Genomic DNA, 20,105 nt, shown 5'->3' on the forward strand with positions numbered 1-20,105 from the left:
TCACGCCTTTGCCTTGGTGACGCCGATGGTCGCGTCTGCGTCGGGCAGGCGCTGTTGATCGGGCACATCGAGCTGGCCGGTCTCGTGGAATTCGAGCTGCTTCCTGCGGTCGGCGATGAGGCCTTCGGGGCGGAATCGCATCAGCAGGACGAGGGCGATGCCGAAGAGCAGCAGCTGGTAGTCCTGGAGGAAGTCGAGTTTGGCCGGGATGAGGAAGAGCAGTGCGGCGCCGACGAGGGGTCCGCTGAGGGTTCCCATGCCGCCGAGGATGACGGCGGCGAGGAGGAAGGCGGAGTTGGGGGGCTGGGGGCCGGCGAACTGGAACTGCTCGGGGGTGGCGGTGGTGACGACGTGGGCGTGGACGGTGCCGGCGAGTCCGGCGAGCGCGGCGCCGAGGGCGAAGGCCATGAGGCGGAGCCGGAAGCTGTTGATGCCCATGGCGATGGCGGCGGTTTCGTCCTCGCGGATGGCGATCCAGGCGCGGCCGATACGGGAGGCGGCGGCGCGGCGGAAGACGAGGACGACGAAGGCGGTGACCAGGATCATCAGCAGGTAGTAGTTGCCGTAGGTGGCGACGGGGATGCCGAGGATGTTGTGGGGTTCGCCGAAGTTGAAGCCGAGGATCTCGAGGTTGGGGATGTTCGGGATGCCCATGGCGCCGTTGGTGACGTCGGGTCCGGTGGTGCCGTTGAGGTTGAGCATGGCGATACGGAAGATCTCACCGAAGCCGAGCGTGACGATGGCGAGGTAGTCGCCGCGCAGGCGGAGGGTGGGGGCTCCGATGAGGACGCCGAAGACGAGGGAGGCGGCGGCCCCGGTGAGGAGGGCTGCCCAGAAGGGGAACTGGATGCCGAGCGCGGATTCGGCGGAGCCGGAGACGAGGGCTGCGGCGTAGGCGCCGACGCCGAGGAAGGCGACGTATCCGAGGTCGAGGAGGCCGGCCAGGCCGACGACGACGTTGAGCCCCAGGGCGACGGTGGCGAAGATCAGGATGTTGGCCCCGATGATCGTGTACTGGTCGGTGTCCTGGGTGAACGGGAAGCTGGCGGCGGCGAGGAAGGCGGCGCAGAGGGCCGGGCCGCGGTGTGCGTGGGTGAGTTCGGTGAGTCGCTTGATGAGTCCTGCCCTGTTGAGGGCGGGGATGGCGATCACCATGAACAGGAGGTAGCCGACGAAGGGGGCGCCGTCGTCGGTGTCGATGCCGTAGATGAAGGCGAGGAGTCCGGCGGCGAAGGCGGCGGCGATGATGAGGATTTCGGCCCAGCCGGGGAGTTCGCGGGTGCGGCGTGTGACGGGGGTGGCGGCGAGGGCGGCGGTGAAGCGCTGCCAGGCGCCGGCGGGTGGTTCGTCGGGGGTGCGGTCGGCGGGGAGGCCGAGCGCGGCGAGGAGGGCGGCGAGGGAGGTGACGCCGGCGAGGAAGCCGCCTGGTTCGAGGTTGACGAGGCCGCCGAGCTGGACGGCGATGGCTATGAGGGTGAACCAGGTGGCGGCGAAGGCGGCGAGGGCGGCGAGGAGTACGGGTGCGTTGCGGCCGCCGGGGGTGAGCCATCGGAGGCCGCGGATGCCGAGTCCTGCTGCGGCGAGGAGGAGGGTGAGGATGCCGCCGACGAGGGTGAGGATTTGGAGGCCCGCGGGGGACCCGTAGTAGGTGAGCTCGCCGGGGAAGTCGTTGCTCCAGGTCCAGGCGAGGCCGGTGGTGAGAGCGGTGGCGAGGGCGGCCGCTGCGGTGGTGATGCGGGCGGCGCGTTCGGGCAGCGGGAGGACGCCCCGGGAGCCGGCGGGGGCGGTGGCCTTGGTGGTGGTGTCGGTGGTCATCGCTATCACGCCCGATCCGCGACGCGTTCGCCCAAGAGACCTTGTGGTCTCAGGAGGAGTACGAGGATGAGGAGGACGAAGGCCCAGACGTCCTTCCAGGCTCCGCCGCCGAATTGCTGCATGCCGGGGATTTCTTCGATGTAGGCGGTGGCGAGGGCTTCGGCGACGCCGAGGACGACGCCGCCGAGCATGGCACCGTAGATGTTGCCGATGCCGCCGAGGACGGCGGCGGTGAAGGCCTTGAGGCCCATGATGAAGCCCATGCGGAATTGGACCTCGCCGGTGCGCAGGCCGTAGGCGACGGCGGCGACGCCGGCGAAGGCGGCGCCGATGGCGAAGGCGAGGACGATGATGCGGTCGGTGTTGATGCCCATGAGCTTGGCGGTGTCGGGGTCCTGGGCGGTGGCCTGCATGGCGCGGCCGCTGCGGGTTTTGGACACGAAGACGCCGAGGGCGATCATGCAGGCGGGGGCGGCGATGAGGACGAAGAGGTCGCCGCGCTGGACGGTGGCGCCCAGGACGTCGAAGGCGTGGCCCTTGAACTGGGGGAAGACGCGCGCCTGTTTTCCGTCGGGGTACCACTTCCAGATGGCTTGCTGGAGGGCGATGGAGAGGCCGATGGCGGTGATGAGCGGGGCGAGGCGGGGTGCGCCGCGGAGGGGGCGGTAGGCGAAGCGTTCGGCGGCGACGCCGACGAGGACGGATACCGCGATGCCGCCGATGAGCATGATCGGCAGGGCGAGAATGAGTGAGGTGCCGGTGGGGAGGGCGAGGTAGACGCTGAGTGCGCCGAAGCCGCCGACCATGAAGATCTCGCCGTGGGCGAAGTTGATGAGCTGGACAATTCCGTAGACCATCGTGTAGCCGATCGCGATGAGTCCGTACATCGCGCCGAGGATGAGTCCATTGGCCAGCTGTTGCGGCAGTTCGTTCACCGCAGGGCCTCCGTTGCGTGTGGGTTACGAGGTTCCGGGGGTGCCGGGATGCCGGTGTTCGACGGGCCGCGCCAGGGTCGTTCGTGGCGTCCTGGCGCGGCCCGGATGTTTCGGCGTTGAGGGGTCTCGTCGGTGGGTCAGCTCTTACTTCTTGAACGGGGCGCTGTAGCGGGAGACCCACTTACCCTTGTCGACCTGGTAGGCGGTGATCATGGTGTTGGTGGTGTCGCCGTACTTGTCGAAGGCGACGGGGCCGGTGACGCCGTCGAAGGTGACCTTGTTCATGGCCTCGGAGACCTTCTTGCGGGCGTCCTCGGGGACCTTGCCCCCGTTGTCGCCGACGACAGCCTTGACGGCCTGGATGAGGGCCCAGGTGGCGTCATAGGTGGAGCCGCCGTAGGCCTCGTATGCCTCCTTGAAGCCGGCTGCCTTGTAGTCGGCGATGAACTTCTTGGCGGAGGGGAGTTCTTCGACGGGCTTGCCGACGGAGGAGGCGTAGTCGCCCTGCGCCTTCTTGTTCAGCTTGATGTAGTCGCCGCTGTACATGCCGTCGCCGCCCATGAGGGGGACGGTGACGCCGCCGTCCTTGAGCTGCTGGCTCAGGGGGCCGGAGGCGGGGTATTCGCCGCCGTAGAAGACCAGGTCGGGCTTGGCGGACTTGACCTTGGAGACGACGGCCTTGAAATCGCGGTCGTCGGGGCTGACGTGTTCGGTGCCGACGATCTTGCCGCCGAGCTTGGTGAACTGGTCCTTGAAGGAGGAGGCCAGGCCGACGCCGTAGGTCTTCTGGTCGTCGATGACGTAGGCCTTCTTGGTCTTCAGCTTTTCGTAGGCGTACTGGCCGTCGAAGGCGCCCTGCACCTCATCGGTGGTGGCGGTGCGGAAGTACGTGGGGAACTGGCGGGCGCGCTTGTTCTTGCGCCAGTCGGGGCCCTGGGTGAGGTCGGGCGTGGTGTTCGCCGGGGATATCAGGGTGAGGTTGTTCTGCTTGGAGACCTGCTGCATGGACTGGGCGACGCCGGAATTGAGCGGGCCGACGATGCCGAGGACGTCCTCGTCGCCGGCGAGCTTGGTGGTGTTCTGCTGGCCGACGTTGGGCAGGGCCTTGTCGTCGAGGGCTTCGAGTTTGAAGGTGACGCCCTTTACCTCGCCGGCCTTGTTGGCGTTGTCGATGGCGAGCTGGGCGGAGTTACGGATGCCCAGACCGAGGGCGGAGAGCTCGCCGGTGGTCGGGGCGTCGAGGCCGATGACGACGGTGGTCTTCGAGCCGTCGCCGCTCTTGGTGTCGCCCCGGGAGCCGCACGCGGAGAGCGTGAGGGCGCCGGAGACGACCGCGGTGGTGAGGATGAGCAAGGAACGGTGACGCACGATCAGTCCTTTCCCTGGCGCGGCCACGGTTGTCGCATGGCCGTTTCGCGTGCCGGGCGGTACGGGGTGGTACGGGGGCCGTGCTCGGAGCGTCGCCCGGCGTCGCGGTGACTGGCGGTGAACTCTAGAGCGGTGTTCGGCGGCCCGGCAGAGGCGCTGAGCAGGATGTGACGCTCTTGTTATGACCTCGATGAGCGTTATGCCCTCATGGTCCTTACATCCGGGGTGCGGACACGGCCCGGAAGGCGAACTCGCACTTCCGTGGGCGAATGTGGACCGGGGTGTCGGTATGGCGTCCGGATACCGGGCGCGGCAGGCACGGGCTCGTCAACGCCGGTGCGGGGCCAGGGAGATGGGGCCGGGACGGGAACGTATGCATGTTACGCAGCGTTACGAAAATGTGTACGGCCCCGCTCCCGGGGACGGGTGCGGGGCCGCGAGGTGGGTCCGGAGGTGGTTCAGCTGCGGTATTCGGCGGGGTCGGCCTCGCGCAGCATGCAGGTCAGCCGGGCGGTGCAGACCCGCTTGCCGTGCTCGTCGGTGATCGCGATCTCGTATGTGGCGGTGGAGCGGCCACGGTGTACGGGGGTGGCGACGCCGGTGACCAGGCCGGAGCGCACGCCCCGGTGGTGGGTGCAGTTGAGGTCGACGCCGACGGCGAGCCTGGTGGGGCCGCCGTGCAGCATGGAGCCGACTGAGCCGAGGGTCTCGGCGAGCACGGCGGAGGCGCCGCCGTGCAGGAGTCCGTAGGGCTGGGTGTTGCCCTCGACCGGCATGGTGCCCACGACCCGGTCCGGGGCGGCCTCGAGGACCTGCACGCTCATCCGCTCGCCGAGGTGGCCGGCGGAGAACAGCGCGGGCAGGTCGAGGCCGAGGCCCGCCCACTGCTCGAGGATCTCCTGCGGAAACCTGGTCGTGTTCTGCTCACCCATGCCTACGGCTCCGTTCGCTCGCCCGTGATCGTCGTCGATCCGTGCCTGTTCCTATCAGGCGCCTGAGCAAGCGCTCAGCGCGGGGTGTCCCGGTGAGCGCTCTCCAGGCGGATCACCACGGACTTGGCGGCCGGGGTGTTGCTGGTGTCGGCGGTGTGGTCGAGCGGGATGAGGACATTGGTCTCGGGATAGTAGGCGGCCGCGCAGCCGCGGGCGGTGGGGTAGTGCACGACCCGGAAGCCGGGCGCGCGCCGCTCGCTGCCGTCCGTCCACTCGCTGACCAGGTCGGTGTAGTCACCGTCGGCCAGGCCCAGGGTGCGGGCGTCGTCGGGGTGGACGAGCACCACCCGGCGGCCGTTCTTGATCCCGCGGTAGCGGTCGTCGAGGCCGTAGATCGTGGTGTTGTACTGGTCGTGCGAGCGCAGCGTCTGCAGCAGCAGCCGGCCTTCGGGGACGACGGGGTACTCCACCGGGGCGGCGGTGAAGTTGGCCTTCCCGGTGGCGGTGGGGAAGCGGCGGTCGTCGCGGGGGGCGTGCGGCAGGGCGAAGCCTCCGGGGCGGGCGACCTTGGCGTTGAAGTCCTCGAAGCCGGGGATGACGCGCGCGATACGGTCGCGGATCGTCGCGTAGTCCTTCTCGAACTCCTCCCAGGGCGTGCGGTCGGCCCCGCCCAGGACCCGCCGGGCCAGGCGGGCGACGATGGCCGTCTCCGACAGCAGCTCGGGGCTCGCGGGCTCCAGGCGGCCGCGCGAGGCGTGCACCATGCCCATGGAGTCCTCGACGGTCACGAACTGCTCGCCGCTGTCCTGGCGGTCGCGCTCGGTGCGGCCCAGGGTGGGCAGGATCAGGGCGCGGGCGCCGGTGATGGTGTGCGAGCGGTTGAGCTTGGTGGAGACGTGCACGGTGAGGCGGGCGCGGCGCATCGCGGCCTCGGTGACGTCGGTGTCGGGAGTGGCGGCGACGAAGTTGCCGCCCATCGCGAGGAACACCTTGGCCTGCCCGTCGCGCAGCGCGCGGATGGCCCGTACGACATCGAGTCCGTGCTCACGGGGCGGCGCGAAGCCGAACTCCTTCTCCAGGGCGTCCAGGAAGGCCGGGGCGGGCCGCTCGAAGATGCCCATGGTGCGGTCACCCTGGACGTTGCTGTGGCCGCGTACGGGGCACACGCCCGCACCGGGGCGGCCGATGTTGCCGCGCAGCAGGAGGAAGTTGACCACTTCCCTGATGGTGGGGACGGCGTGCTTGTGCTGGGTCAGGCCCATCGCCCAGCAGACGATGGTGCGCTTCGAGGCGAGGACCATGGCCAGCGCGCGGTCGATCTCCTCGCGGGTCAGGCCGGTGGCGCGCAGCGTCTCGTCCCAGTCGTCGTCCGTGCGGGCGGCCCGCGCGAACTCCTCGTATCCGTGGGTGTGTTCACGGATGAACTCCTCGTCGACGGCTCCGTCCGTCGCGAGGATGGAACGGTTCAGGGCGCGGAAGAGTGCCTGGTCGCCGCCGAGGCGTACCTGGAGGAAGAGATCGGTCAGGGTGGTGCCGCCGCCGGCCAGGCCGCGGGGGGTCTGCGGGTTCTTGAAGCGCTCCAGGCCGGCCTCGGGCAGCGGGTTGATCGAGATGATCTTTGTGCCGCCGGCCTTGGCCTTCTCCAGGGCGGTGAGCATCCGGGGGTGGTTGGTGCCCGGGTTCTGCCCGGCGACGATGATCAGGTCGGCCTTGTAGAGGTCCTCCAGCAGGACGCTGCCCTTGCCGATGCCGATGGTCTCCGTCAGGGCCGAGCCGGACGACTCGTGGCACATGTTGGAGCAGTCGGGGAGGTTGTTGGTGCCGAATTCGCGGGCGAAGAGCTGGTAGAGGAAGGCGGCCTCGTTGCTGGTGCGGCCGGAGGTGTAGAAGACGGCCTCGTCGGGGGAGTCCAGGGCGGTCAGTTCCTCGCCGATGATGTCGAAGGCCCGCTCCCAGGGGACGGGGACGTAGTGGTCGGCGCCCTCGGCCAGGTACATGGGGTGGGTGAGGCGGCCCTGCTGGCCGAGCCAGTAGCCGCTGCGGGAGGCGAGGTCGGCGACGGAGTGCGCGGCGAAGAAGTCCGGGGTGACCCGGCGCAGGGTGGCCTCCTCCGCGACGGCCTTGGCACCGTTCTCGCAGAATTCGGCGGCGTGCCGTTTGTCGCCCTCGGGCCAGGCGCAGCCGGGGCAGTCGAAGCCGTCCTTCTGGTTCACGCGGAGCAGGGTGAGGGCGGTGCGTTTGACGCCCATCTGCTGCTGGGAGATGCGCAGGGCGTGGGTGATGGCCGGCAGGCCGACGGCGGAGTGCTGGGGCGGGCCGACCTCGGGTGCGTCCTGGACCGGGTCCGATGCGGGCGGCTTGCCTGCCATGGCGCTCTCCCTTGAGCCGGGTGCTGTGCCGGGTCCGCCGGGGGTGGGGCGGATCGTTGCCGTGCACATCCGTTACCTCGCAGATCCTGTCACGGACCGGAGCGCGTGGCGCAGGCCCGGAGCGCGGGGGCTTGCGGGCGGCCGGGGCTGCGTCCGCGGCGGGGATTGTCAGTGGGGCGTGGCAGGATCGGGGGCGTGGCAGCAAAGGCAGCGAAGAAGAGCGAAGCGACCGGCACCGAGGCGGCGGCGGGCGGTCGTCCCCGCCTGCTCCTGATGGACGGGCATTCCATGGCATACCGGGCGTTCTTTGCCCTGCCCGTGGAGAATTTCACCACCGCCACGGGGCAACCGACCAATGCGATCTACGGCTTTGCGTCGATGCTCGCGAACACCCTGCGCGACGAGGCGCCCACGCATTTCGCGGTGGCCTTCGACGTCTCGCGCAAGACGTGGCGCTCCGAGGAGTTCCCCGACTACAAGGCGAACCGTTCCAAGACGCCCGACGAGTTCAAGGGCCAGGTCGAGCTGATCGGCGAGCTGCTCGACGCGATGCACGTCAAGCGGTTCGCGGTCGAGGGCTTCGAGGCCGACGACGTGATTGCCACGCTCACCCAGCAGGCCACCGAGCAGGGCTTCGCCGTCTCCATCGTCACCGGCGACCGCGACTCCTTCCAGCTGGTCTCCGACGACGTCACGGTCCTCTACCCCACCAAGGGCGTCTCCGAGCTGACCCGCTTCACCCCGGAGAAGGTCTTCGAGAAGTACGGCCTGACCCCGGCCCAGTACCCGGACTTCGCGGCGCTGCGCGGCGACCCGTCCGACAACCTCCCCGGCATCCCGGGCGTCGGCGAGAAGACCGCCACGAAGTGGATCAACCAGTTCGGTTCGTTCGCGGAGCTGGTCGAGCGCGCCGAGGAGGTCAAGGGCAAGGCGGGCGCCAACCTCCGTGAGCACCTGGAGGCGGTCAAGCTCAACCGCCGCCTGACGGAGATGGTCCGCGACGTCGAGCTGCCCTGCGGCCCCGAGGAGCTGACCCGCGAGGCCTACGACCGCGAGGCACTCAAGGTGTTCCTGGGCGCCCTGGAGATCCGCAACCAGGGCCTGCGCGACCGGCTGCACGCCGTGGATCCGGGCGCCCAGGAGACCGCCGAGGAGGCGGAGCCGGCCGGCGGCATCGAGGTGGACGGCACGGTCCTCGGCGCGGGCGAGCTCGCTCCGTGGCTGGCCGAGCACGGCACCGGGCCGCTGGGCGTCGCCACCGTCGACGTATGGACCCTGGGCAGCGGCAGCGTCGCCGAGGTGGCACTGGCCACCCCCGAGGGCCCGGCCGCCTGGTTCGACCCCACCCAGCTGGACGAGGCCGACGAGCGGGCCTTCGCCGCCTGGAGCGCCAACCCGGCCCGCCCCAAGGTGATGCACAACGCCAAGGGCCTGATGCGGGTCTTCGGCGAGCACGGCTGGCTCATCGAGGGCGTCACGATGGACACCGCGCTGGCCGCCTATCTGGTCAAGCCCGGCCGCCGCTCCTTCGCCCTGGACACCCTGTCCATCGAATACCTGGGCCGCGATCTGGCACCGGCCGCCGCCGGGGACGGCCAGTTGGCCTTCGGCGCCGACGAGGAGGCCGAGGCGGACGCCCTGATGGGCAATGCCCGTACCGTCCTCGACCTGGGGACGGCGTTCGAGACCAAGCTGCGGGAGGTCGGCGCCGCCGAGCTGCTGCGCGATGTGGAGCTGCCCACCAGCGCCCTGCTGGCCCGGATGGAGCGCGCGGGCATCGCCGCCGACCGGGGCTGGCTGGAGCGGATGGAGCAGCAGTTCGCCGGCGCCGTCCAGCAGGCCGTCCAGGAGGCGCATGCCGCCGCGGGCCACGAGTTCAACCTGGGCTCGCCCAAGCAGCTCCAGGAGGTCCTCTTCGGCGAGCTGGGCCTGCCCAAGACCAAGAAGACCAAGACCGGTTACACCACCGACGCCGACGCCCTGGCCTGGCTGGCCGCGCAGACCGAGAACGAACTCCCGGTCATCATGCTGCGCCACCGCGAGCAGGCCAAGCTGCGTACCACGGTCGAGGGCCTGATCAAGACCATCGCCGCGGACGGCCGCATCCACACCACCTTCAACCAGACCGTCGCCGCCACCGGCCGGCTGTCCTCCACGGACCCCAACCTCCAGAACATCCCGGTCCGTACGGACGAGGGCCGGGCGATCCGCCGCGGCTTCGTCGTCGGCGAGGGCTTCGAGTCGCTGCTGACCGCCGACTACAGCCAGATCGAGCTGCGCGTGATGGCCCATCTCTCCGAGGACGAGGGCCTGATCGAGGCCTTCACCTCCGGTGAGGACCTGCACACCACCGTCGCCTCCCATGTCTTCTCGGTCGCCAAGGACCAGGTCGACCCGGAGATGCGCCGCAAGATCAAGGCGATGTCGTACGGCCTGGCCTATGGCCTATCGGCCTTCGGTCTCTCCCAGCAGCTGGGCATCCAGCCCGACGAGGCCCGCAAGCTGATGGACAACTTCTTCGAGCGCTTCGGCGGCGTACGCGACTACCTCCAGCGCGTCGTGGAGGAGGCCCGTGCCACCGGCTACACGCAGACCATCCTCGGCCGCCGCCGCTACCTCCCCGACCTCAACAGCGACAACCGCCAGCGCCGCGAAATGGCCGAGCGGATGGCGCTGAACGCTCCCATCCAGGGCACCGCCGCCGACATCGTCAAGATCGCCATGCTCAAGGTCGACGCGGCGCTGCGCGAGACCGGCCTCCGGTCGCGGATGCTGCTCCAGGTCCACGACGAAATCGTGGTCGAGGTGGCCCCCGGCGAGCGCAAGAAGGTCGAGGAACTGGTCCGCCGCGAGATGGCGGCCGCGGTCGAACTGAGCGCCCCGCTGGATGTCTCGGTCGGCTCCGGCAAGGACTGGGAGTCGGCGGCGCACTGACCGCCACCGGGCGGGGCGGCGCCGGTCAGCCGGCGGACCGCCGCCCCGCCGACGGGCGGTCACCGGGCCCGTCGTGCCGGGGTGCGCTGGGGGAGGCCAGGGCCCCCGCCGTCCGCCCCGGTCCGCCCCCGCCATCCGCCCCGCGCGCCCGGAGCATGCGGCGGTGCAGCAGCCGTACGGCCACCGCGTAGAGAGGCAGCCCGAGGACGAGCCCGGCGCCCGCCCCGAAGAGGGCGGAGGGGATGTAGTCGAACCAGGTGGCCGTGTCGCCGTAGACGGCGTACGCCCGCAGGGTCCGCTCGGCGGCTCCGGCCAGGACACACAGGGCGAGCGGCACGGTCAGCAGCAGCCGCAGCCGGACACTCAGGGCGGGCACGGCGTCCGGGGGTCCCTCGTCGCTCCCGGACCGCAGCGCCGTCCACAGGAACCAGCCGGTCGCCGCCAGCGCGAGCGCCGAGGTGCCGTACTGCAGATACATGGCGGCGGGCCGGCCGCCCACCCACTCGTTTAGTAGGGGAACCAGCCGGGTGCCCCAGCGGCCCGGGTGGGTGAAGGCGTCCCAGACGACATGGGACGCACAGCCGAGCACCGCGGAGAGGTAGAACCAGCCGGCCAGCGCGGCGAGTTGGCGGGGGCCACGCGGCCTCCCCCACGCTCTCGGCTCCGCTCGGCCAGGGGGCACCCGCATGGCGCGGCCGCGGGCGAATGCGTACACCCGTCCCTGCCACGCCCGCGGGAGCAGCGCCAGCAGCGGTTCGCGCACCAGCAGCCAGCCGCCCACCAGCGCCGCGGTGAAGGCGGCATCCACCGTCAGCACACCGGGCAGACCGTGCGTCACCGCGCCGAACTCCATGGCACCCGGCACCACCGTGGCCGCGTAATACGTCAGATCCGGCGCGAACGAGCCCGCAACGAGCGCCGAGGCGACCAGCGGTCCGCGCCCCGCGCCGGTCCGGCGGATCGCCGGGAGCACCGCGGCGGCATGACTGAGCGTGAACGGCATGGCCCCCTCCTTGATCGATTCAGATCATTATGTCGGTCGGTGGGAGTGGTAGCTGCTCGGCCCGAGTTGTCGTAGTCTCGCCTGAGTTGGAGCGCGCGGGGGGCGCGTACCGGGTGGTGTGCGCGGCAGGTCGACGCGGTAGGTCAACGTGGAGGGGACGGCACGTATGGCAGCCGGATTCGGGCGACGGCTCCGCAGGGGAGTGGCCTCAACGGCCGTGGCGGCACTGGTACTGGCCGCGCTGACCGCCTCCCAGGCGCCCGGCGCCCTGGAGCACGCGGCCGCCGGAGAGCCGGACCCCGGCCCGCCGACACCCCCGTCGACGGCGGCTCGGGCTACTACACCGACCTCCCGCCCCTCAACAGCCCCGTCCTGCCCGGCCGTTCACACCCACCCCGTGGCGGCCGCCTCGCCGCCGGACCCGCCGAGGCGGGCATCCCCGCCACCGTCCTGGCGGCCTACAAGAAGGCCGCAGCGCGCCTCGACACCGCCGATCCGGACTGCCGGCTGCCCTGGCAGCTGCTCGCCGGGATCGGCAAGGTCGAATCGGGCCAGGCACGCGGCGGCGCGGTCGACGCCACGGGCACCACCCTCGCGCCGATCCTCGGCCCCCAGCTCAATGGCCACGGCTTCGCCCGTATCACGGACACCGACGACGGCCTCCTGGACGGCGACCTCACCCACGACCGCGCCGTGGGCCCGATGCAGTTCATCCCGTCCACCTGGTCCAACGGCGGCCCTGTGGGCGCCGGTTGGGGAGCCGACGGCAACGGTGACGGCAAGGAGGACCCCCACAATGTCTTCGACGCCGCGCTCGCCGCCGGCCGCTATCTGTGCGCCGGCGGCCGCGATCTGTCCTTACCGGGCGACCTCGGCCGCGCGATCCTCGGCTACAACGACTCCGAGGCATATCTGCGGACCGTGCTGTCCTGGTACGCGTTCTACCACCACGGCAGCCATGAAGTGCCGGACGGCAAGGGCGTACTCCCGGTGCGGCGGAGCGACGCCACCACAACCGGCGCCACCACAACCGGCGGCGACGGCGGTACGCGCCACGACGACGGTACGCGCCACCGCCAGGACGCCACCGCCCCGCAGAGGGAGAACCCCCACCGCGCCCCTCGTAAGCATGCGCCGCAGACACCGCCCCGCCCCGGCGGCACCAGGCCCACGCCGCTTCCGGACCCGGCCCCCGGGACCACCCCGCTCCCGCCCCGCCCCGCCGCCCTCGCCGCCCTCGACCGGGCCGGCGACCCGGACCTGACCGCCGTCGCCGGCGCCGCATTCCCCGCATCCCCGCAGGTCCGCGCCGTGGACGCGGCCGGTCGGCCGGTCGTCGGCGCCCCCGTCCGCTTCACCGTCGCCGACGGCACCGACACCCTCCCCCAAGGTCTCCACTTCTCCCCCACTCTCGGCTTCGCTCGAGCGGGGGGACCCCCACGAGCAGGGGGTGCCCCCACCCCCGGCGATGCGACCACCGTCACCGTCACCACCGGCAAGGACGGCCTGGCCACCGCCCCTCCACTCCGCGCAGGCGACCGGACCGGTGCCTTCACCGTCCGGGCGACAGCCGTCGGACGCTCCGTGCCCGCCGTCGACTTCCGCGCACACGTCAGGCCACGGCCGGCGCCGCGGGGCGACGCCCTCGCCCGTACCGTCGGCAAGGAGCTGACGGCGACCGCGGGCCAGGCGTTCGCCGACGACGCGCTCGAGATCCGGGCGACGTATCGGGGCAGGGCCGCGGCGGGCGTACCGGTCACCGCGACCATGATCACCGACGGTCCCGGCGAGCCCACGGAGAACGACAAGGGCCCCTACTTCAAGGACCCCGGGGCCACCGGGGCCGACAAGGACGAGCCGGTGCGCACCCTGACCACTCTCACCACGGACGCAGACGGCCTGCTGAAGCTCCCGAAGATCTGGACCGACACCCGCACCGGGACCTTCCAGCTGCGCCTGACGACCGCCGACGGCGCCACCCTCACCGTCGAGCTGACGGTCGCGGCCCCGCCCGGCCGGTAGGGCGGCCCCCGTTCCGTCGCCGTCCGGCCCTCCGTCCGGGGCCGGCCCGCGGCGCTCGGTGGAACGTGTTCTCATCTCGGCCCCCCGTTGCTACGGTGCCCCGACCTGACGCCGTATCAGATCCAGCAGCTCCGGGAGGCCGCCCATGCGCGCCCTGACAGCAGCCGCCGTCGGACTGGCCGCCGCCCTCGCCCTCGTCCTCACCATCACGGCGGCCGGCGCCCCCAGCGGCCGTACCTCGCCCAAGCCGCTGCTGACCACCGTCCCCGGTCACCCCTGAGACGGCACCCCTGAGACCGGCACCGCTGAGACCGGCACCCCTGAGGGAGGGACGCCACCGCCATGCGCCGTAAAGCCAGCCTCGTCCTGCTCGCCTTCGCCGTCTTCTTCACCGCCCTGTCGCCCTTGATGCGGTGGTACGCGTTCCCCCGGCTCGCCAAGATCCCGCCCAGCCAGTACCAGGACATGGTCCTGGAGGCGAAGCCCGCCACCCTCCTCGACTACGGCACCATGAAGGCCAAGAAGGTCCCCAAGGTCACCATCGTGCAGACCCTCAAAGGCGATGTCGCCGCCGCCGACCGGATCGAAAGGACCGCGGGCCGCGACGTCGTCGTCTGGGACACGCTGTCCTACGTGGCCGGACCCGACGGCAAGATGGTCTCCGCGGTCCCCGAGCGCTACATCTTCGACGCCCATTCCCAGGAACCCGTGCACGCCACCGGGGAGACGGTCGACGGCGACCGGGTACGCCGCGAGGGCATCGAGTACAAGTGGCCCTTCCTCACCGAGAAGCGCGACTACTCCTACTTCGACGCCCAGACCCGTACCTCCGCCCCCATCCACTACAAGGGGACGCAGACCTTCCACGGCCTGGAGGTCTACTACTTCGAGCAGACCATCCCCTGGACCAAGGTCCCGCTCCCCAAGAAGATGCCGGTCAAGGGCATCACCCCGGAGTCCGTCGAGAAGATGGGCACCACCCGCTGGTACAGCACCAAGCGGATGTTCTGGGTGGAGCCGGTCACCGGGGCGCCGGTCAACGGCCAGGAGATCCACAAGGAGGAGCTGCGCGGCGGCGACCTGCTGCCCGGCGGCGGCAAGGTCACCGCCTTCGCCGGCCATGTGAAGATGCGCGACGACTACGTCGAGTCCACCGTGGCCCTGGTGACGTCCCAGCGCACCCTCGTCCTGCTGCTCACCGGCTACCTGCCCTGGGGCTTCCTCGTCCTCGGCGCCGCGCTGCTCGCCCTGAGCCTGCACCTCGAGGCCCGCAGCCGCCGGCCCGCAGCCCCTGATCCGGACCCGGAGCCCGCCCTCACCCCCGCCTGAGCCGCGCCGCCGTGTACCGCGTCGGCTCCGCCACCGAAGGATCCTCCGGCCAGGGGTGCTTGGGATAGCGGCCGCGCAACTCCGCCCGTACGGAGCGGTACCCGTCCCGCCAGAAGGAGGCGAGATCCGCCGTGACCGCCGCCGGACGCCCCGCCGGCGACAGCAGATGGACCAGTACGGGCACCCGGCCGCCTGCCACCCGGGGCGAGGCCTGCCACCCGAACAGCTCCTGCAGCTTCACGGCCAGCACCGGCTGCTCGCCGCCGTAATCGACCCGTATACGGGAACCGCTCGGCACCTCGATCCGTTCCGGCGCCAGCTCTTCGAACCGCGCCGCGTCGCCCGTCGCCCACGGCAGCAATCGGGCCAGCGCCTGCCCCGCATCGATCCGTTCCAGATCGGCCCGCCGCCGCGCCCGGCCCAGCTCCACCCCCAGCCACTCCTCCGCCCGCTCCAGCAGCGCCGCATCCGACACATCCGGCCACGGCGCCCCCACCTCCCGGTGCAAAAAAGCCATCCGCTGCCGCGCCGCTTCCCCGCCCGCCGACCAGCGCAGCAGCCCCGGCCCCTCCCGGCGCAGCCCCGACACCACCGCTTCCCGCAGCAGGGCAGGGTCGGGCGCGGCCAGCGGCCGGGTGGTGAGCTCGATCGCCCCCAGCCGGGTCACGCTCCGGGCCACCACGTCCCCGCCGGCCCAGTGCACCTCCTCGCCCGAGGAGTACAGCGCCCGCGCCGCGGCACCCGCCGTCCGCTCGTCGATCACCGCCGCAAGCCGTACCCGCGCGGACGCCGCGGCCACCGGCCGGTCCGCCACCGCGACCGCGAGCCACGCCGCATCCCGCAGCGGCGACCCCTCCCCGCCGAGCTCGGCCCCGGTGCCGGACGCCATCAGAAAGCTGCCCGCCCCTCTGGCCCGCGCCACCCGCTCCGGGAACGCCAGCGCGGCGACGAGCCCCGCATCGGCATCGTCACCGGCGCCCGTTCCCTCGGCCGCCCCCTTTGCCGCCGACGCCAGCCGCCGCGCCTCCTGCCGCCACCTGGCCGCATACGCATCCCCACCCCGGCGCGCCGCACGCCACGCCGCCGCCAGGTCGTCCCCGTAGGCCCGCGGGGGCTCCTCGCTCAGCAGCGCCACCACCTCCGCGGCTCGCCGCACCCCGACCTCCCGCGCACCGTCCAGCAGCGCACGCCCGAGCCGCGGATGAAGCCCCAGCCGCCCCATCCGTACGCCACGCTCCGTCGCCCGGCCGTCCGCGTACACCGCCCCGATCGCCGCCAGGACCTCCCGCGCCGCCGCCAGCGCCCCGGCCGGGGGCGCATCCAGCAGAGCCAGTCCGGCCGCCTGCGGATCGCCCCAGCACGCCGCCTGCAACGCGAATGCCGTCAGATCGGCGGCCTTGATCTCCGGGTCCGGGAACCGCGGCAGCCGCCCGTCCTCCCCCTCCGACCAGCACCGATAGACCACACCCGGCGCCTCGCGCCCGGCCCGCCCGGCCCGCTGCCGGCCCGCGGCCTGTGAGGCCCGTACGGTCGTCAGCGCGCTCAGCCCCCGCGCATGATCCATCCGCGGCACCCGCGCCAGCCCGCTGTCCACCACCACCCGCACCCCGGGGACGGTCAGGCTCGACTCCGCCACCGACGTCGCCAGTACGACCCGCCGGCCACCGTCCCCGCCCGCCAGTACCGCGTCCTGCACCTCGGCCGGCGCCCGCCCGTGCACCTGCAGCACCTCGGCAGCCACCCCGGCCAGCTGCCCCGCGACCCGCCCGATTTCCCCGACACCGGGCAGAAAACACAGCACATCGCCACTCTGCTCACGCAGCGCCCGCCGCACCACCGCCGCCACATGCGCCAGCTGCGCCGGATCGACCTTCATCCCGTGCGGCGGCCGCACGGGCCGCTCCGGCGGCGCCCACACCGTCTCCACCGGGTGCGACACGCCCGCCGCCTCGACCACCGGCGCCGCCCCCTCGGAGCCGCCCAGCAACCGGGCCCACCCCTCGGCGTCCGTCGTCGCCGACGCCGCCACCAGCCGCAGCTCGGGCCGCAGCGTCTCGCGTACGTCCCACAGGAAGGCCGCGCAGGTATCGGCATCCAGATGCCGCTCATGGCACTCGTCGAGCACCACCACATCCACCCCGGCCAGCTCCGGATCGCGCTGCAGCCGCTGCAGCAGCACGCCGGTGGTCACCACCTCCACGGCCGTACGGGGCCCCACCCGGCGCTCCCCGCGCACCGTGAACCCCACGCGCCCGCCGATCTCCTCGCCCAGCAGCCAGGCCATCCGCCGGGCCGCCGCACGCGCCGCGATCCGCCGCGGCTCGGCCACCAGCACCCGCCGCGCCGGGCCCGCGCCCGTCAGCCCCGCGAGCTCCAGCGGCACCAGCGTCGTCTTGCCGGTCCCCGGCGGCGCGCACAGCACGGCCGCACCGGCCCCGTCGAGGGCCTCCCGCAGAGCGGGCAGGGCGCTGCGCACGGGCAGCTGCGCAAGGGCGTCCCGCCGTATCACGCGGCCTCACACACGAAGACCGCCGTCCCCGGGATCAGATTCCCGCGCAGCGGCGACCAGCCGCCCCACTCCTGAGCGTTCCATTCCGGCCACTCCGGCTCGACCAGATCCACCAGCCGGAACCCGCCGGCCACCACATCCCGTACCCGGTCGCCCACCGTCCGGTGATGCTCCACATAGACGGCCCGGCCGCTCTCGTCCTGTTCCACGTACGGGGTGCGGTCGAAGTACGAGGCCGCCACCGACAGCCCTTCGGGCCCCGGCTCGTCCGGGAACGCCCAGCGGAGGGGATGCGTCACCGAGAACACGAAGCGGCCACCGGGCCGCAGCACCCTGCGCACCTCGCGCAACACGCGCACCGGATCGGCGACGAACGGAATCGCGCCGTAGGCGGAACAGGCGAGGTCGAACGAGTCGTCACGGAACGGCAGGGCCCCGGCGTCCGCCTCCACCAGCTGCGGCTCGCCCGCCGCCCCGTCGGCGATCCGCAGCGCGTGCTGCAGCTGCCGGTGCGAGAGATCGAGCGCCACCGGGCGGGCCCCCTGCGCCGCCAGCCAGCGCGCGCACTGCGCCGCGCCGGCCCCGATCTCCAGGACCCGCTTCCCCTTCAGCTCCGCCGCCGGCCCCAGCAGCCCCGCCGCCGCCTCGTCCAGCCCCTCCGGCCCCCACACGAACCGGTCGTCCCCCAGGAACGCGCCGTGCTCGCTCTGGTACTCGTCCGCATTGCGGTCCCACCAGCCCCGGCTGGCCCGGCTGCTTTCGGTGTCCGAGGCGTCACGTCGGGTCGCCTCCGGCTCATGCTCTTGGTTCATCGCGCCCGTCGTCGTAGTCTTCGCTCTGCTTGGAGCTGCAGGGACTGTGAGGCCGTTCGACCTCGCGGAACATCGCGTGTGCCGGTTATGGGGCGTTCTGCCCCCGGTGTGCGCGTTCGCGCATTGACCGTGTCCGGCTGCGCCCGTATGCTACAAGTTGCGCTGCGGGCCTGCGCGCCTCAGACGGAGCAGGTCGCGCTCGCATCTGTATGTACCCCTCGGTTATGAGGCGTTTCGGGTGCTCCCGTTCAACGGGATCCCCGGAGCAGCGCCTCGACGCTGTCCGGCTTATGCAGAGGCGATACCGGCTCTCGGCGTAGCAGTACCTACGACTCAATGTCCGTACCGGAGCCCTTTCCCACATGACGAGCAGCACCGAGACCACCGCCACCACCCCGCAGGTTGCGGTCAACGACATCGGTAACGAGGAAGCCTTCCTCGCCGCGATCGACGAGACGATCAAGTACTTCAACGACGGCGACATCGTCGACGGCGTCATCGTGAAGGTCGACCGGGACGAGGTCCTGCTCGACATCGGTTACAAGACCGAAGGCGTCATCCCGAGCCGCGAGCTCTCGATCAAGCACGACGTCGACCCCAATGAGGTCGTTGCCGTCGGCGACGAGATCGAGGCCCTGGTCCTCCAGAAGGAGGACAAGGAAGGCCGCCTCATCCTGTCCAAGAAGCGCGCTCAGTACGAGCGTGCCTGGGGCACGATCGAGAAGATCAAGGAAGAGGACGGGATCGTCACCGGTACCGTCATCGAGGTCGTCAAGGGTGGTCTCATCCTCGACATCGGCCTCCGTGGCTTCCTCCCGGCCTCCCTGGTCGAGATGCGCCGCGTCCGCGACCTCCAGCCCTACGTGGGCAAGGAGCTCGAGGCCAAGATCATCGAGCTGGACAAGAACCGCAACAACGTGGTCCTGTCCCGCCGTGCCTGGCTGGAGCAGACCCAGAGCGAGGTCCGCCAGACCTTCCTCACCACCCTCCAGAAGGGTCAGGTGCGCTCCGGCGTCGTCTCCTCCATCGTCAACTTCGGTGCCTTCGTGGACCTGGGCGGCGTCGACGGTCTCGTCCACGTCTCCGAGCTGTCCTGGAAGCACATCGACCACCCGTCCGAGGTTGTCGAGGTCGGCCAGGAGGTCACGGTCGAGGTCCTGGACGTCGACATGGACCGCGAGCGCGTGTCCCTGTCGCTCAAGGCGACCCAGGAAGACCCGTGGCAGCAGTTCGCCCGGACCCACCAGATCGGTCAGGTCGTCCCGGGTAAGGTCACCAAGCTCGTTCCCTTCGGTGCGTTCGTGCGCGTCGACGAGGGCATCGAGGGCCTGGTCCACATCTCCGAGCTGGCCGAGCGCCACGTCGAGATCCCGGAGCAGGTTGTCCAGGTCAACGACGAGATCTTCGTCAAGGTCATCGACATCGACCTCGAGCGCCGCCGCATCAGCCTCTCGCTGAAGCAGGCCAACGAGGCCTTCGGTGCCGACCCGTCGACGGTCGAGTTCGACCCGACCCTGTACGGCATGGCCGCGTCCTACGACGACCAGGGCAACTACATCTACCCCGAGGGCTTCGACCCCGAGACCAACGACTGGCTCGAGGGCTTCGAGAGCCAGCGCGAGGTGTGGGAGAACCAGTACGCCGAGGCGCAGACGCGCTTCGAGCAGCACCAGGCTCAGGTCATCAAGTCCCGCGAGGCCGACGAGCAGGCGGCGGCCGAGGGCGCTGCTGCTCCGGCGGCGGCCGGTGCCGGCCAGACCGGTGGCGGCCAGGTCTCCGGTGGCTCGTACTCCTCGGAGTCGGCGGACAACTCCGGCGCCCTGGCGTCGGACGAGGCCCTCGCCGCGCTCCGCGAGAAGCTGGCCGGCGGCCAGAGCTGAGCTCTTGCCACTAGGCACTAGCCGATAGGCGAAGGCCCGCTCCCCTCAGGGGGAGCGGGCCTTCGTCGTGTCCGGGGGCGCCCGGAGCTTGGCGGGGAGTCAGCGTGCCGGTGGCGGTGGCGGTCGGCGCGCCGCCTGCGGGCGGCGGCGGGGCGGTTTCGCGCGGGGCGGGGGCGGTTTTGCGCCGTGCGCGGGCA

Annotated in this window: 14 protein-coding genes; 5 read left to right on the forward strand and 9 right to left on the reverse strand. The window is 71.5% G+C overall.

What is annotated here, in order from left to right; translation table 11 throughout:
- The 5 genes from AB0D04_RS19930 to AB0D04_RS19950 form a co-directional block, all read right to left on the reverse strand.
- On the reverse strand, positions 1–1,815 hold the full coding sequence (locus AB0D04_RS19930) for a branched-chain amino acid ABC transporter permease (RefSeq protein WP_362704800.1): 1,815 nt from the start codon (positions 1,813–1,815) through the stop codon (positions 1–3).
- A gap of 5 nt (positions 1,816–1,820) precedes the next feature.
- Positions 1,821–2,750 (reverse strand): branched-chain amino acid ABC transporter permease, encoded by a 930-nt coding sequence (locus tag AB0D04_RS19935; RefSeq protein ID WP_362704803.1) that lies wholly within the window; start codon positions 2,748–2,750, stop codon positions 1,821–1,823.
- Positions 2,751–2,894: 144 nt separating this feature from the next.
- A complete protein-coding gene (locus tag AB0D04_RS19940; RefSeq protein ID WP_362704899.1) occupies positions 2,895–4,103 on the reverse strand; it encodes a branched-chain amino acid ABC transporter substrate-binding protein in 1,209 nt (402 codons plus the stop codon).
- A gap of 473 nt (positions 4,104–4,576) precedes the next feature.
- Positions 4,577–5,050, reverse strand: coding sequence for a hotdog fold thioesterase (locus AB0D04_RS19945; RefSeq protein WP_362704806.1), 474 nt, complete (start codon positions 5,048–5,050; stop codon positions 4,577–4,579).
- 74 nt (positions 5,051–5,124) lie between these two features.
- Entirely contained in the window at positions 5,125–7,419 is a 2,295-nt protein-coding gene (locus AB0D04_RS19950; protein ID WP_362704809.1) for an FdhF/YdeP family oxidoreductase, read from the reverse strand.
- Between the two features lie 195 nt (positions 7,420–7,614).
- Between AB0D04_RS19950 and polA the strand changes: the two genes are divergently transcribed.
- On the forward strand, positions 7,615–10,353 hold the full coding sequence (gene polA / locus AB0D04_RS19955) for a DNA polymerase I (RefSeq protein ID WP_362704812.1): 2,739 nt from the start codon (positions 7,615–7,617) through the stop codon (positions 10,351–10,353).
- A 25-nt stretch (positions 10,354–10,378) separates the two neighbouring features.
- Here polA and AB0D04_RS19960 read toward each other — a convergent pair whose 3' ends face one another.
- Positions 10,379–11,356 (reverse strand): DUF4184 family protein, encoded by a 978-nt coding sequence (locus AB0D04_RS19960; RefSeq protein WP_362704815.1) that lies wholly within the window; start codon positions 11,354–11,356, stop codon positions 10,379–10,381.
- A 384-nt stretch (positions 11,357–11,740) separates the two neighbouring features.
- Entirely contained in the window at positions 11,741–12,040 is a 300-nt protein-coding gene (locus AB0D04_RS19965; protein WP_362704818.1) for a hypothetical protein, read from the reverse strand.
- A gap of 9 nt (positions 12,041–12,049) precedes the next feature.
- Between AB0D04_RS19965 and AB0D04_RS19970 the strand changes: the two genes are divergently transcribed.
- The 3 genes from AB0D04_RS19970 to AB0D04_RS19980 all read left to right on the forward strand — a co-directional run bounded on the left by AB0D04_RS19970 (position 12,050) and on the right by AB0D04_RS19980 (position 14,707).
- Positions 12,050–13,378 (forward strand): lytic transglycosylase, encoded by a 1,329-nt coding sequence (locus AB0D04_RS19970; protein WP_362704820.1) that lies wholly within the window; start codon positions 12,050–12,052, stop codon positions 13,376–13,378.
- A gap of 145 nt (positions 13,379–13,523) precedes the next feature.
- Complete coding sequence (locus tag AB0D04_RS19975) at positions 13,524–13,658, forward strand: SPW_0924 family protein (RefSeq protein WP_362704823.1); 135 nt, start codon at positions 13,524–13,526, stop codon at positions 13,656–13,658.
- 62 nt (positions 13,659–13,720) lie between these two features.
- On the forward strand, positions 13,721–14,707 hold the full coding sequence (locus AB0D04_RS19980) for a DUF3068 domain-containing protein (RefSeq protein ID WP_362704826.1): 987 nt from the start codon (positions 13,721–13,723) through the stop codon (positions 14,705–14,707).
- On the opposite strand, the gene hrpB is transcribed toward AB0D04_RS19980, so the two are convergent.
- Positions 14,694–17,216: an ATP-dependent helicase HrpB gene (hrpB, locus tag AB0D04_RS19985; protein WP_362704829.1), complete on the reverse strand. Its 2,523-nt coding sequence runs from the start codon at positions 17,214–17,216 to the stop codon at positions 14,694–14,696. The genes AB0D04_RS19980 and hrpB overlap by 14 nt on opposite strands.
- A complete protein-coding gene (locus tag AB0D04_RS19990) occupies positions 17,213–18,028 on the reverse strand; it encodes a methyltransferase domain-containing protein (protein ID WP_362704832.1) in 816 nt (271 codons plus the stop codon). Before AB0D04_RS19990 ends, hrpB begins: the two co-directional genes overlap by 4 nt.
- Before the next feature lie 362 nt (positions 18,029–18,390).
- Here AB0D04_RS19990 and rpsA point away from each other — a divergent pair, with 362 nt between their 5' ends.
- Entirely contained in the window at positions 18,391–19,908 is a 1,518-nt protein-coding gene (rpsA, locus tag AB0D04_RS19995; protein WP_362704835.1) for a 30S ribosomal protein S1, read from the forward strand.
- Positions 19,909–20,105 lie beyond the last annotated feature (197 nt).

The sequence above is a fragment of the Streptomyces sp. NPDC048483 genome (genome assembly GCF_040651455.1).
Lineage (GTDB): Bacteria > Actinomycetota > Actinomycetes > Streptomycetales > Streptomycetaceae > Streptomyces.